The organism is Tritonibacter scottomollicae, from assembly GCF_032924845.1.
Lineage (GTDB): Bacteria > Pseudomonadota > Alphaproteobacteria > Rhodobacterales > Rhodobacteraceae > Epibacterium > Epibacterium scottomollicae.
The window spans coordinates 1,928,659-1,941,093 of sequence record NZ_CP136704.1; the positions used below are offsets into that span (position 1 = coordinate 1,928,659).

At 65.9% G+C, this 12,435-nt stretch carries 14 protein-coding genes; all 14 read right to left on the minus strand.

Translation table 11 applies throughout. The features are described from left to right. Window positions 1-2 precede the first annotated feature (2 nt). The 14 genes from R1T40_RS09830 to R1T40_RS09895 all read right to left on the minus strand — a co-directional run bounded on the left by R1T40_RS09830 (window position 3) and on the right by R1T40_RS09895 (window position 12,435). Window positions 3-410, minus strand: coding sequence for a DUF4376 domain-containing protein (locus R1T40_RS09830; protein ID WP_317386786.1), 408 nt, complete (start codon window positions 408-410; stop codon window positions 3-5). Next, window positions 407-742, minus strand: a complete 336-nt coding sequence (locus tag R1T40_RS09835) for a hypothetical protein (RefSeq protein ID WP_317386787.1) — start codon at window positions 740-742, stop codon at window positions 407-409. The genes R1T40_RS09830 and R1T40_RS09835 overlap by 4 nt, the downstream gene beginning before the upstream one ends. A gap of 14 nt (window positions 743-756) precedes the next feature. Continuing rightward, complete coding sequence (locus R1T40_RS09840) at window positions 757-1,827, minus strand: hypothetical protein (RefSeq protein WP_317386788.1); 1,071 nt, start codon at window positions 1,825-1,827, stop codon at window positions 757-759. 13 nt (window positions 1,828-1,840) lie between these two features. Continuing rightward, window positions 1,841-2,746 (minus strand): hypothetical protein, encoded by a 906-nt coding sequence (locus R1T40_RS09845; RefSeq protein WP_317386789.1) that lies wholly within the window; start codon window positions 2,744-2,746, stop codon window positions 1,841-1,843. Continuing rightward, window positions 2,746-7,545 carry a hypothetical protein gene (locus tag R1T40_RS09850; RefSeq protein WP_317386790.1) on the minus strand — a complete coding sequence of 1,600 codons (4,800 nt, stop codon included), beginning with the start codon at window positions 7,543-7,545 and terminating at the stop codon, window positions 2,746-2,748. The genes R1T40_RS09845 and R1T40_RS09850 overlap by 1 nt, the downstream gene beginning before the upstream one ends. Next, on the minus strand, window positions 7,546-7,824 hold the full coding sequence (locus R1T40_RS09855; protein ID WP_317386791.1) for a hypothetical protein: 279 nt from the start codon (window positions 7,822-7,824) through the stop codon (window positions 7,546-7,548). 38 nt (window positions 7,825-7,862) lie between these two features. After that, window positions 7,863-8,243 (minus strand): hypothetical protein, encoded by a 381-nt coding sequence (locus R1T40_RS09860; protein WP_317386792.1) that lies wholly within the window; start codon window positions 8,241-8,243, stop codon window positions 7,863-7,865. A gap of 3 nt (window positions 8,244-8,246) precedes the next feature. Beyond that, window positions 8,247-8,690 carry a phage tail protein gene (locus tag R1T40_RS09865; protein WP_317386793.1) on the minus strand — a complete coding sequence of 148 codons (444 nt, stop codon included), beginning with the start codon at window positions 8,688-8,690 and terminating at the stop codon, window positions 8,247-8,249. Window positions 8,691-8,737: 47 nt separating this feature from the next. After that, entirely contained in the window at window positions 8,738-9,100 is a 363-nt protein-coding gene (gp17, locus tag R1T40_RS09870) for a tail completion protein gp17 (protein WP_317386794.1), read from the minus strand. Further along, window positions 9,097-9,576 carry a hypothetical protein gene (locus R1T40_RS09875; RefSeq protein ID WP_317386795.1) on the minus strand — a complete coding sequence of 160 codons (480 nt, stop codon included), beginning with the start codon at window positions 9,574-9,576 and terminating at the stop codon, window positions 9,097-9,099. Before R1T40_RS09875 ends, gp17 begins: the two co-directional genes overlap by 4 nt. Then, window positions 9,576-9,914: a head-tail adaptor protein gene (locus tag R1T40_RS09880; protein WP_317386796.1), complete on the minus strand. Its 339-nt coding sequence runs from the start codon at window positions 9,912-9,914 to the stop codon at window positions 9,576-9,578. The genes R1T40_RS09875 and R1T40_RS09880 overlap by 1 nt, the downstream gene beginning before the upstream one ends. Beyond that, complete coding sequence (locus R1T40_RS09885) at window positions 9,914-10,486, minus strand: head-tail connector protein (RefSeq protein WP_317386797.1); 573 nt, start codon at window positions 10,484-10,486, stop codon at window positions 9,914-9,916. The genes R1T40_RS09880 and R1T40_RS09885 overlap by 1 nt, the downstream gene beginning before the upstream one ends. A gap of 3 nt (window positions 10,487-10,489) precedes the next feature. After that, window positions 10,490-11,773 (minus strand): phage major capsid protein, encoded by a 1,284-nt coding sequence (locus R1T40_RS09890; RefSeq protein WP_317386798.1) that lies wholly within the window; start codon window positions 11,771-11,773, stop codon window positions 10,490-10,492. Window positions 11,774-11,841: 68 nt separating this feature from the next. Continuing rightward, window positions 11,842-12,435: an HK97 family phage prohead protease gene (locus R1T40_RS09895; RefSeq protein ID WP_317386799.1), complete on the minus strand. Its 594-nt coding sequence runs from the start codon at window positions 12,433-12,435 to the stop codon at window positions 11,842-11,844.

Genomic DNA, 12,435 nt, shown 5'->3' on the forward strand with positions numbered 1-12,435 from the left:
CCTCAGTTTGCCAGCGCCGTGCCGAACGCCGCAGCCACGTCAAAGCCCGCCGGATCGCTCGTCGCTTCGATCTGCGCCGCCACTGTGGCCTCGGCGGCAAAACAGGCCTGAATGTGCTGCACCACGGCTTGCGCCGCCGCCTCGACCTGCGGCTTTGTCAGCTCCACAAAGCCGGTGGGTGTTTTCCACGCCAATGGCGCGCTGATCATGCCCTGCTGCAAGGCACTGACCGCGCCGGAGAGCGCCAGCCGCGTCGCCCCATCGCCCGGCACCTGCAGACCACCCGGCAGGACCACGCCCGCCATGGCACACTGCCAGCGAATGTCGGCGAGCTTTGCCAGTGCCTTGGCCCGGTCCTGTTCGATGCGCGCGGCAGCGGTGACCACTTTGGAAAAGTCGATATTGCTCATGCTTCACCCTCCGCTTCATCCGTTACGGCCTGCACCACCTCATAGGGCGGCAGCGGCACTGACCCGTCGCCGGTCAGGGTCACGGGCTGCGGAAAGCGGGTTTCCTCCGGCGCGTCCGCACCATGGGGCAGGATCAGGGTCAGGTGGATCTCGCCGTTCTGACGGGTGGCCTCCGAGGCCAGCCAGTCGCAGGTCACCGCCTCGCGGGGCAGCACGTCGCCCTCGGACAATGCGGTGAAGTCGAAGGCCTCGCCGTTGAGGGTCAGCACATCGCCCTGCCGGGTTGCGGTCAGCGCCGTGTCGCAGCGCGTGGGCGTGAATGAGATTTGCATGCTGTGATGCTCCTTTAGAACCAGCGGCCAATTGCCATTAAATTGATGCGAGTGCCGGTTCGGGCACCTGCCAGGTCCCACACATTGCATCGCAAAGACGAGATCTCCGGCAGATGCACCGTTCCGATCCGCGCGATACTGCTCTCCGCTGCCCCGAAGGCCCGGAGCGCACCGCTAAACGTCGCCGGATATGCCCAAGTACTGTCCGCACTGTTGCTTGTCAGAAAGGAGTGCCAGCAGAGCTGCGTGCCATCGGCAAAGCGTACATACTCGCCGTTTGCATTGCTGCCGCGCTCGATCACCGCGCCCGTGGGCGTGCCGCCGCTTTCGGAGACCATGCCAAGAAGGTTGCCCTGGCCGTAATGAGCGGACCACGCGCCCCATACGCCACCTTGTTTCTGGCGCAGGCAAGAGAAGTTGGCCGCAAATGCGATCTGGGTTGTTTCGCTGTGAGGATCAGCGGCTGCACGGCGTATCTGCAACAGGTTAAAAGCAGCAAGGCCCGGTGGTAGTGTGCCAGTGGAACCACCCCGGACACGATACAATCCACTTGGCATCGAACCGGCATCGTCAATATCGCCGATAAATTCGATCATTGAGCTACCCAGCCCAAACGCGCCCACTTTCATCAGAAGATCGGCGGTTGGATCCGTCAGGCTGGCCTGCACCGCCGCGCCGCTGGCGCGACCGGCGCTGTCGAACTCGATAGCCTCCTGATTACCTGCCATCAGCGCCAGCCGGGAACTGCCCGCAGCATTGCCGATGGTGGTCTTGTTGCCCTCGGTCTGCACATAGAAGTTCGACGCCACGCCGTCGCGGAACCTGGCCAGCACGCCGGGCGCGCCCAGCACCTCCAAATCGGTGAACTTCGCCGCCGCCGGATGGGTCAGCCCCACGGAGACGCCATTGATCGCGCCCTCGATGGCGGTGACGTTGCGCTCCAGGAAGTCGATGAAGGCCAGCAGCTCATTGCGATGGGTGACCGCGAAGTGCTGGAACAGCGCATACATCTTGGCGTCAAAATCCGCCTCCGGCGTACTGCGTTTGGGGATTGGGGGGAACGGCGAGAAGCCGGGAATGCTCATGAGGGAGTGTCTCCTATTTGAGAGTTTTGATGATCAGGGGGAAGACGGACTCGCCGGCCACATCGATGGGCTGGCTGTGGTCATCCACAAACCCCAGCCCCTCGATGCCGTAGCCCGGACCGTCTCCCGAGAGATAAAAAGCGGTCGCCAGCCCATCCACTTCGGCCACGATATCCATCACCCGCTGCGCCTGATGGGTGGGCACCAGCAGCGACAGATCAACCTTGCGGGTGGAGCCGCGCTTCACCAGGATCTCATTGCCGAAGTCGTCATAGCCTTTGCGGCTGTGGCTGACGAAGCGCACGCTCGGCAGGTTCAGCACTCGGCCCAGCAGGTTGTTGCGCCCCATCACGATATGGCCCGCCTCGGCCACACCACCGGGGGCATCGATGGTGATGTCGATCCGGTGCCCGAGATAGCCCGGAAAGCCGTTCACCACCTTCTGGCGGGCATAGACCACGCTGCCAAAGAACCAGGTATAGGCGCTGACCACATGGCCCGCGTCCACCATGGCAAAGCGCTGGTCATAGATCCGTGCGCCCCCATCCCAGACCTCGATCCGCAGGCTGCCGGCGGTGAGCCCAAACAGCGCAATCGCATCGCAGTCCTGCGTCGGCACGATCGAATAGGTGATCCGATCCGCCTGCCGGGCGGTGTTGGAGCGGTTCTGGTCAAAGGCCCGCCAACGGTTGGTCACGCTCAGCTCCAGCCAGGCGCTGCCATCATCCAGCGTCGGATCCTGCCCGGTGTTGCTGTCGATCACGCTTTCATAGATCCGATGCGTGTCCGTGGAGATCACCCGCGCGCCGGCCTCATAGGTCTCGGTCGCGCTCCAGTCCGGGTGATCGTCCTCGGGCACATTGGTGGCGACCAGCTCGGCCTCTGTGACGGCCATCGGGGAGAGGATGTTGAAGTCCATCAGCGCCGCTCCCCCGGCAGACCCACCTCATCCCAGCCATCAAGGTGACTGGCGATCCGGTCCACCAGCATGCGCACCACCTGCCCCTGCGCCACCACATGGCGGGTCAGATCTTCCACCCCCTTGGCCAGCGGTCGGTTGTCGAGCATCGCCACAGACTCCGCGTGGCTGTGAATGCGCGAGGGGCCGGTGCTCTCGATCTCCCAGCCCCGTTCGCCGACGATGCGCGCGCCGCCCTGATGGGCGCCGCCCCGTGCAAAGGCCGGAATGCCACCGAGGTCCCGGATCTGCGCCCTGAGCTGCTCCAGTTGGCGGGTGCTTTGCGTTTGGCGGCGATTGTAGGCCGCGATCTGATCTTCCAGCCCGCCATCCGCCCAGAAGGCGCGGCGGAAGCCAGCAAGATCCGCGCCCGAACCATAAGAGACCCAATCCGCATCATATTGGATGCGACCTGTCTCCCCATCAACGTGCAGCTCTGCGTCGCGGTTGCCACTGCGGCGCAGCGAGACGCCGGTGCGCTGCTCAAGTGCCGCGATCTGCGCAATAATTCCGGAGGCCTCACCGCGATCCTCCAGTCCCAGCGCCAGCCCCCGTCCCTGCGATTGCAAGTTGGCCAGCTGCTGCTGCGCCCCACGCGCTTCACGATCCGCATCGACCGCTGCACGCAGCTCTCCCAACATGCCCCGCAGCCGCTCCATGGGCTCCACCAACTGGCCGGTACGATCAACGAGATCGCCAAAGACATCATCCGCCTCCAGCACCACGCCGCCGCCAAAGGTCAGCCGACCACTGCCATTGCCATCGCCGACCAGCCCGGCAATCTCGGTGAGCTGTGCCACGGTCTCCGCCCCGCTGCCGGTGAGCGCCACATTGATGCGGCGTGACAGGTTTGCCGAGCGGGTCAGCACCAGAGCGCGGGTGTCGGGGTCGAGATCCTGCGCCAGATCCAGACGCAGGCTGCGGCGCACGTCTGCCGCCGTGGTCAGGGCCAGCCTGCGGGTGGCCTCATCTAGATCCTCGCCAAGCACCAGATCCAGCGTCGCCACATGCTGAGACAGGGCATGGGTGGCAATCCAGCGATCCGCCGCGCTCAGATCATCGCGCCGGAGGATGAAGTCCAGCGTCGTGCGAATGCCGGTGTCGGCCTGCTCCACCAGCTCCCGCAGCCAGACCGGGGCGCTGTCATCCAGAGTCACCGCCACATCCAGCGCCCCCACCAGGTCGTCATAGCTGAAGGCCTCGGCGGTCTCGATGGCGTCCTGCAGGGCGGAGAGTGAGCCCTCAAAGGCCGATACCGTGCCATCCCAATCCGCCGCCAGCGCCTGCACCCCCTCGCTCAGCTCCGCCACCTGATCACCGGTCAGGCTTTCCAGCTGCAGGAAGTGGCCGAGCGAGGTCAGCACATCGATTTGCTGCTGATAAAGACCGGCCAGCACCTCATCATTGCCCGCCTCCAGATCCGCGATCCCGGCGGCACGGGTCATGCGCGCCTGCACCTCGGCGGCAATCCGGCGATACTCCAGATCAGATCCCGCCTGATCCCGAGCACTGCGCAGATAGGCCCGCGCCAGATCCGGCAGGCCTGCCGCCGCCTCGGCATCCCCCGCCTCGACACCTGCAAAGGCCGCATCAAGGCGCGCCCGCTGCACCGCCTCCGACTGGCTGCGGCTGGCCGCACTCAGCTCGGTGTTGACCAGATCCGACACGAAGCCGCGCAGACTGTCCGACGTGCGCCGCCACTCCTCTGCGGCGGCGCGGGCCGCGCTGATCATGTCGCGGGCGGCATCGATCTGAACGCCGATCTCGCCGCCAACCTCATCCGCAAGGCCCGCCAGCTCCGCCGTGAAGGCCCCAACCTGCGGCAGCACCTCATTCATCGCGCCCGAAAGGCGCAGCAGCTCTGCATAAAGGTTTTGCCCGCCCTCGGTGGTCAGATCGAGGCTTTCGACCACCTGGCGGAAGCCATCGCGCGAGGTCGGCATGGCAATGCCGAGGCTTTCGAACTCATCCCGCAGGCGGCGCAGAACGGCCTCGCTCTGCTCCGCCTCGGTATAGAAGCCCGAGAAGTAGGAGGTGACCGAGGCGGAGAGCTGATCCGCGCCGCCAAAGGCCTCGACCAGATCAGAGGCCAGATCCGCCCCGGCCAACGAGACATCAAAGGCGGCACGGTCCAGAAGATCCATGGCGTCATTGACCGCCACCAGGCTGCCCGACAGGCGTGCCAGCGTCTCCGAGGCACTCTCCCCGCTGCGGGTGAACGCATCGGTGCCCAGGATCAGATCCGCCATCTGATTGGAGGCCGCAGCCATGTGATCCGCGATGTCCTGCTGGATCTGTTCCTGCGTCCGTCCCGAGGTCATCACCGAGAGCGTGTAGCCCTCGAAGTCCGCCAAAGCATCAGAGCCAAGCCCCAGCGCATCCGACATCGACAACAGCCCGGAGGTGATCCCCGCCACCTGCTGATCCAGCGCCGCATCCAGCCCGCCATCAAGGGCGCGATGGACGTTCTTGTCACTGCGGAACAGGCCGCCCTTGTAGAAGTCCCGCGCATAGCCATCAAAGCCGTCCGCCCCCACCGTGCCCTCCAGCGCGGAGAAGGCGAACTTGCGGCTAAACGCCTTCTTCAGAAGGGCTGCACCGCCAAGCACAATGCCAAGCGCCGGGATTGCCGCGCCGATGGCGCCCAGACCGCCAGACGCGCCGGAGAGCAAACCACCGAGGTTGGCAAAGCTCGATCCCAGCCCACCGCCGGAGAGCACGCCGCCAAGACCAGATCCCAGCCCGCCGAGAATGCCACCGCCGCCCAACAGGCCGCTTGCCCCCTGCCCCAGAATACCCGACAGCAGACCGCCGCCGCCCCCGGCACCACCGCCAAAAAGCCCACCGGCGGCACTGGCTGCAGAGCCTGCCCCCGAGAGCGACAGCCCCAGGGCGATGCGGATCTGGTTTTTGGCAAAGCTGGCGGCAAGATCCGCAAGGCCCCGTTGGGCCGCGTCTTTGATCCCGTCCCACATCGAGCGGAAGTTGCGCAGCCCCCCTGCGATCCAATCGCCAAAGGAGCGCGCCACGCCATCCACGGCAGAGGACAGCGGCCCGCTCATCTCCTGCCCCAGATCCTCTGCCGCCTCGGTGGTTTTGGACAGGCCCCCTGCCACGCCGCCGCCGGACCCGTCATCCAGCGTCTCGCCAAGACCATCCAGAGAGCTGGCAAGCGCATCTGCGCTGTCATCGCCCTCGGACAGCTCAGAATTAGCGCTGTCCATCTGACCGGACAACCGCTCCATCGCCGCCCCGGCCTGTTTGAACCCCTCCTTGAGCTTGCCGCCGGCTTCCTTGCGCAGCCGGATCATCCGACCCTCCAGCGTGCTGGCAGCAAGATCCAGCTCCATCACCTTGTCGATGGCGCCGTCGGAGGCGTCGCGCAGGCGGTGCTGCACATCCGACAGGGCCGGAATGCCATGCATCCCCTCCGACAGCGTCCACAGGAAGTTGCCCCAGCTCAGGGACAGATCCTGCACCATGCGGGTGAACCCCGCCTGCACCCGCGCCCAGATCGCCGCCAGTGCCGGGCCAATCGCCGTGGCGCTGGTCTGGATGCCCTGCCAGACGCCCGCTGCAAGATCGCCAAGCGCGCGCAGCGCCGCGCCCCAGCCACCGGTGGCCACCACCAGCTGATGGAACTTCATTGCCAGGTAGCCCGCCCCCACCACCAGCGCGCCAATGCCGGTGGCAATCACCGCGCCGCGCAGCAACAGCAACCCGCGCTGCAGGCCTTTCATGGCAAGGCTGGTCACCGCCGCCTTGGTCGAGGTGGCCCCAAGCGCCACTTCCAGCGCTATGGCCGATTTTGCCGCCGCCGCAAAGCGCAGAGGCGCCAGCGCCACGGTCGAGATCATCCCCGCCATCGCCACCCCCAGCGGCGCGGCCACCTTCAGCACCAGCCCCAGTGCCAGCGCTGCAGGCCCCACCGTGCCGACAATCAAGGCGCTGGTGGCGAGGAACCGTTTGGTGCCCTCCGACAGACCGTTGAACCAGGTCACCACATCCGCCACCCGATCACTCAGCCCCTGCAGCGCCGGCGCCAGCGCGACGGTCACCTGGTTGGCCAGACCCCGGCCCGCAAGGCTCATCCGCGACAGCGCGTCATTGGTCAGCTCGATCTGATCCGCATCCACCTCGGAGATCGCCACGCCAAAGCGGTTCACATCCTGCGCCGCCGTGCGCAGTGCGGCGCCATCCACGCGGGTGAAGATCAGACCGGCGCGACTGCCAAACAGCTCTGACGCCACCGCCGCGCGTTCCGCCTCCGGCACATACTCCGCCAGGGCGCCCTGGATCTGTTCCAGCCGCTGATCAAGAGGGAGCGCCTGCAGCGCGGCGGCGCTCAGGTGCAGCCGGTCGAGCGCCTTGGCCGCCGCCCCGGTGCCGCCCGCCGCCTGGCTTAGACGTTTGGTGAGCTGCAATGTGGCCTGTTGCATCTCGCCCATGGAGACCCCGGAGAGATCTGCGGCGCGCTCCAGAACCTGCATCGAGGCTACTGTGGTGCCCAGAGATTGCGCCATCTTGGCTTGCGCATCGACGATCTGCAGGCTGGAGCGGATGGCCACTGCTGCCGCCCCGGCCATCGGCAGGGTGAGACCAAGCGCCATGCGCCGCCCCGACCGTTCCATCCGCCCGGCCAGCCGCACCATGCGGCGCTCCACCGTGCCCATGGTGGCCTTGGCCCGCTTCGCACCCGTCTCAAAGGCGGCGGAATCCATGGAGAGCACGCCCCGCAGCGCGCCAATAACTGCCGACATCTACGGCCCCTTTTTACTCTCGAAGTGCATGTTCATCAGACCGGCGCGCAGCTGTTCCAGCTCCTGCGCAGGGTCGGTTTTGCCGTGGCCCTTGCGGCCCGCGGCTTTGGTAAAATCCGGCATCTTCCTGGGATTGTGGAAGGCGTGACTGACCAGCACGCCAAGCTCCTGGTTCAGCACCCGGCGCGCCTCCACCTGCGCATCCCTGGCCCGGATCCGCGCACGGGTGATGAGGTCGTATTCCTTCAAGGTGACCGCCTCAAAGCGTTCGTGGTGCAAGCCCAGCTCACACCACGACGCATAAAGCGCGCTCCAGTCTACGCCCCCGCCGGGGGGCTGACCTTTCCCGCTGTCTTATCCCCATCGCCCCTGCCGGGTGCATCACCCTCTCCCGTGCCCGAGGGCGGCGGGAAGGCCTTGGCGATGGCATCGCCCACAAACGGCACCACCTGGCGCGCACCACCGGCGGCATCGACCAGGGCAATCGCCTCCTCGCGCGCAACCCCGGCGCCATTGTCGAGCCCCGCCGACAGAGCCGAGACCAGCAGGCGCACGCCGCCCTTGCCCTGGATCAAATCATCCAGCAGCACGTCAAAGGCCTTGCCGTTGTTGTCTTCTTCAAAGCGCATCAGCGCGCCGGTGGTGAAGCGCAGTTTATGGGTCGTTCTGCCCTGCTTCAGTGTTGCTGCAGCAATCATTCCTTAGCTCCCTTTGGTCCAGCTGATGAGCCCGGTGGGGCGCAGTTTGAGATCCGTCATCAGATCTCCCTCATGGTCGACCGCAGGAACCGAGGGGTTCACGAAGGCCTTGTAGGCAAAGACATCCCCCGTGGTGGCCTGACCCTCCATCATGGGCAGCTTCACTCGGAAGAACACCGGCTTGCCGGAGGCCTTATAGCCGGCGGCCAACTCGTAAAGCGCGGCGGAATAAAAGCAGCTGAGCGTCAGCTCGCTGGTATCGGTGAGGCCAACGCCCCATTCACGCGACCGACCGGGGCTATCGAGCGAGGTGCGATCCCGGTATTCCGGGTTCTCCTCGGGGATCCCCACGGTTTTACAGCCCTTGATGACGACAAACGTCGCCTCTTCTCCATCCGGGGACCATTCAATGTCCGCCAGATCGCCTGCGATGACATTCTCTGCCATGGCTCGTCCTTTCATACTGTTTGGGAAGTGCCGGTTGCCCGGCCAGATCAGGCGCGGTAGCGCACCTGCACATCCAGCATTTGCAGCCGGATCACATCGCCGCCGGTCTCCTGTGTGGAATCCCGCCGGGAGAGTTCTTTGATGCGGATCACAGATCCGCCGCGATAGTCGGTGAGCGTGGTGGAGATTTCGCGACCGAGGCTCAGCAGCGCGCCATACGTCTTGGCCGCAACATTCACCTGCACCCGCGCCGTCTCGAGATCTCCGCGCCCCTTGAGCGAGTAGCGCGTCACCGTGGAGATCCGCTGCAGGGTGATCCGGGGAAAGCCCACATCCCTGTCAAACGCCCCCCAGACCACCGGCGCCCCGAGGGTCTTCAACAGATCCTTCAGCTCCCGTTCCATGCTCATCTGCCGGCCCGCGCCGCCTTGCGCCGGGCGCGCTCCACCGCCCGCTCGATCTCGCCCCAGACCTCGCGTTTGAGCGTGGCGAGCATCAGCGCCTGATTGGCATCCCAGGCCGGGCGCAGAAACGGACGCGCCGCCATCCGCCCCGTACTGCGCCCGGTGGAGGATTGCACCCGGATCCCGGTGCCAAACTCATAGAGATGGGCATGGGGCTCACCGTCACCTGCCGCATCAACCGGGCCGACATAGAGCACCACCTTGCTGCGCCCCCGGTCCTGGCGCGCCTCGCGTTTTTGCCGCGCGGTCAGCTTGGAGGTCACCGCAACCGTAAAGGGCGAGGCCGCCTCCGCCATCTGCGCCACAGGCTTGAGGCTCTTCTTCATGGCGCGCCGCATCACCCCCTTGGCGGTGCCGCGCGGCAGCGCCGCCAGCGCGCGCTCGATGTCGCCCGCGCCCTCGATCTTCATCTTGACGCTCATCAGGCGACCTCCGGGATCTTCCAGGCGGTGATCTCGATCTCTCCTTTAAAGCCGCGCTGCTTGAGGCCGGTGATCTGCCAATCCGCGCCGTCAAAGCGCAGCCGATGCGCGCCGGTGATCTGCACCATTGGCCCCGACCACAGCACCCGGAACCGCGCATCGCTGCGCTGTTCCACCGCTGCCGCCCGGAGCCGCTCGCCATCGCTCACCGGCTCATAGGCCGCCCAGCGATAAAACAACGTGTTCCAGCCGATGATGGCCTCTTCGCCTGCATCATTCTCCGCGCGCTGCGCCTCCAGAAAGACAATGCGGCGATCTCGCTCGGTGACCTCTGCCATCACCGCCACCAGCTTTTGAAGGGCGCGATCAGCCGCGCGATCGACAGCGGCACCTCCGCCGGCGTGCCCTCGAACACCACCGGCTCGCGCGCCTGGTAGAGATGGGCCGCAAACAGCAGAATGGCATGGCAGATCGGCTTGGGCACATCAGCTGCCGCACCAAAGCCGGTTTGATACCGCACCCTGAGCGGCAGCGCGCAGCGGCCCGGGCGCGGCCAGCTGCGGGCACGGACATAAAACCGCCCGCCCAACTCAAACAGCTCCGGCGATGCCACCGCGTCCCAGATCTCCGCCGGGGTGAAGACCTCGACCTGGTCCACCGCAGCCACCGGCCCCAGGATCAGCTCAACAGAGCCACCGGCACCGGGCACATGGGGATAGCTCTGCTGCCATTGCTGGCGGACCAGCGCGAGGCCCAGCTCACCATCATCGCCATCAAACTGCGCCACCGCCACATCCAGGCACTGTTGCAGGTGGCCATCCTCTTCGCCCTCTTCCAGCCGCAGATGCGCGCGCAGTTGGGCGAGCTCCACCGGCGGCTCCGCCGGTGGGACAAGACGATCCATCGCCATGGGTCAGGCCGCTTTCATCTGCAGGACCTTGATGGCCTTGGTCTGCGCCGGCGCGCCGTCAATGCGATGCACACCCATGATGCCGAGGTTGGGGAAGAACTTCTCGCGCGCCACGCCAAGGAGCGGATTGCCCACCTTGCGCACGTAATATTCCGAGAAGTCACCGTAAGCGATGGGCTTGGTGCCGGCGCCGATCTGCGCCATCGCCTGGTTGAACGACACGGGCCGCCCGTTGAGCGTGGCCGGCACGCCCTTGGTGACATCGCCATCAGACCAGAGATAGCGCCCGTTGCCGTCCTTCAGCTTGCGCAGCGCCTTCACCGATTGGTCATGCATCTGGTAGCGCACCTTGGGCCCACCGCGATAGGCCGGGTCGACGGAGTGCTCCAGATCAAAGATCTCATCAAAGGTGATGGCATCCGTGGCAGTGGCAACATGGCCCACCGGCGCCCCGGTGACAAAGCCCAGCGGTTGGTTGTTGCCGCTGCCGGTGGTCAGCCAGGCATTGCCCTTGCGCCCGATGCGCTCCCCGATCAGCTTGCCCAGAAGCGGCTCAAACCCAAAGGCGGAATCCTGTGCCAGCTCAAAGGACCATTTGATCCAGGGCGTCACCAGCGCATAGGCCAGCAATGTGGTCTTGCCCAGCTCGATGTCGCCGCTGTCATCATCAACACCCTCTTCGCCCTCGGCATGGGGTTTGGCCTCCTCTGCGGTGTCATCCACCGTCGGCAGATCAAACGGCGCACCATTGGCCAGGTTGATCTCGGTGGCGATCTGACCATCCATCATCGGGCCATGCGCCGCGGCGGCGACATTGATAAAGCCCGCAAGCGTGGTGGGCACCAGGAAGCCGCCCTGCGCCCCGGTTCCCGAGGTCTGCGTGCGCACCTCCCGCGCGCCACCTCGCAGGGCCGCCCGTGCCTCGCGATCCATCTCCGACAGATCCGCACCATTGGCCAGATACTGGCGGAACGCCTCGCGATATTCCTCGCTCACATCCCCCTCGGGCTGGTGGCGGCTTTCGTCCTGGCCGGGGCGGTTCTGTTCCCGCTGGGCGCGCTCTTCCTGCTCGCGGCGCTCTTCAGCCTCCCGCTGGGCGGTTGCTGCGCGCTCTTCGCGATCCGCGTCCCGCACCAGCCCGTCATACTGATCCATCAGCGTGTCGAACTTGTCATTCGCCGCGCGGGCCTCTTCCGCCGGCGTCTTGTCGGTGATCCCGTCGCGCAGGCTGGTGGCCTCGGTCAGGACGGTTTGCGCCTGTTCGCGCAGTTCTTTGATCTTGCTCATAATACCCTCATGGATGTGAACTTTTTGCGCTTGCCCAAGGCGCGGGACAGGGCAATGACCGGCGCCCCTCAGCGCAGGCCAGACAGACGCCCGCGCATCTGCATGCGGCGGCGACACAGCTGCGCGCCCCCGCCCAGGGCTGCCGCCTTCGAGCGCAGGCCGATCTCGGTGCCCTGGTAGGCAGGGTCGGTCACAATCGAGACATCGAAGAGCCGCACCGAGCCAATCGAGCGCAGCGGGTGATCGCCGCTCTCGTCCCAGGTTTCTTTCTCCGCAATGAAGGCAAAGCTCATCTTGGAAAGATCGCCGCGCCGCATCTTCGGCAGGATCCGCTGCACGTCCGGGTCCTGCGGATCCAGCTCTGTTTCCACCCGCAAGCCCCGCTGATCCTGCGCCAGCATCAACGTGCCGGAGCTGGTGCGCGCCAGCGGCAGGCCCTCGTGGTCGATCAGGAAGGTGACATCGTCGCGCCGGTCCAGCGCCGCGCTGAAGGCGCCGGCCTCCACCACCTCTTCCCAGCCCCAGCGATCCAGCGGGCCGATGGCGGTGCGCTCGCCAAACACCGCCGCATAGCCGGTCACGGCCAGCGCTTGTCCGTTGTCTTCGCGCAGCTCTATTGGCGCGACGGCGCAATACCGCACCTCGCGTGTGGGGTCGCTCAT

What these genes read in the sequence shown, in the direction of transcription:
- R1T40_RS09830 (WP_317386786.1), bottom strand. Translation starts at nt 410, where the DNA reads ATGAGCAATATCGACTTTTCCAAAGTGGTCACCGCTGCCGCGCGCATC.
- R1T40_RS09835 (WP_317386787.1), bottom strand. Translation starts at nt 742, where the DNA reads ATGCAAATCTCATTCACGCCCACGCGCTGCGACACGGCGCTGACCGCA.
- R1T40_RS09840 (WP_317386788.1), bottom strand. Translation starts at nt 1,827, where the DNA reads ATGAGCATTCCCGGCTTCTCGCCGTTCCCCCCAATCCCCAAACGCAGT.
- R1T40_RS09845 (WP_317386789.1), bottom strand. Translation starts at nt 2,746, where the DNA reads ATGGACTTCAACATCCTCTCCCCGATGGCCGTCACAGAGGCCGAGCTG.
- R1T40_RS09850 (WP_317386790.1), bottom strand. Translation starts at nt 7,545, where the DNA reads ATGTCGGCAGTTATTGGCGCGCTGCGGGGCGTGCTCTCCATGGATTCC.
- R1T40_RS09860 (WP_317386792.1), bottom strand. Translation starts at nt 8,243, where the DNA reads ATGATTGCTGCAGCAACACTGAAGCAGGGCAGAACGACCCATAAACTG.
- R1T40_RS09865 (WP_317386793.1), bottom strand. Translation starts at nt 8,690, where the DNA reads ATGGCAGAGAATGTCATCGCAGGCGATCTGGCGGACATTGAATGGTCC.
- gp17 (WP_317386794.1), bottom strand. Translation starts at nt 9,100, where the DNA reads ATGAGCATGGAACGGGAGCTGAAGGATCTGTTGAAGACCCTCGGGGCG.
- R1T40_RS09875 (WP_317386795.1), bottom strand. Translation starts at nt 9,576, where the DNA reads ATGAGCGTCAAGATGAAGATCGAGGGCGCGGGCGACATCGAGCGCGCG.
- R1T40_RS09880 (WP_317386796.1), bottom strand. Translation starts at nt 9,914, where the DNA reads ATGGCAGAGGTCACCGAGCGAGATCGCCGCATTGTCTTTCTGGAGGCG.
- R1T40_RS09885 (WP_317386797.1), bottom strand. Translation starts at nt 10,486, where the DNA reads ATGGCGATGGATCGTCTTGTCCCACCGGCGGAGCCGCCGGTGGAGCTC.
- R1T40_RS09890 (WP_317386798.1), bottom strand. Translation starts at nt 11,773, where the DNA reads ATGAGCAAGATCAAAGAACTGCGCGAACAGGCGCAAACCGTCCTGACC.
- R1T40_RS09895 (WP_317386799.1), bottom strand. Translation starts at nt 12,435, where the DNA reads ATGAGCGACCCCACACGCGAGGTGCGGTATTGCGCCGTCGCGCCAATA.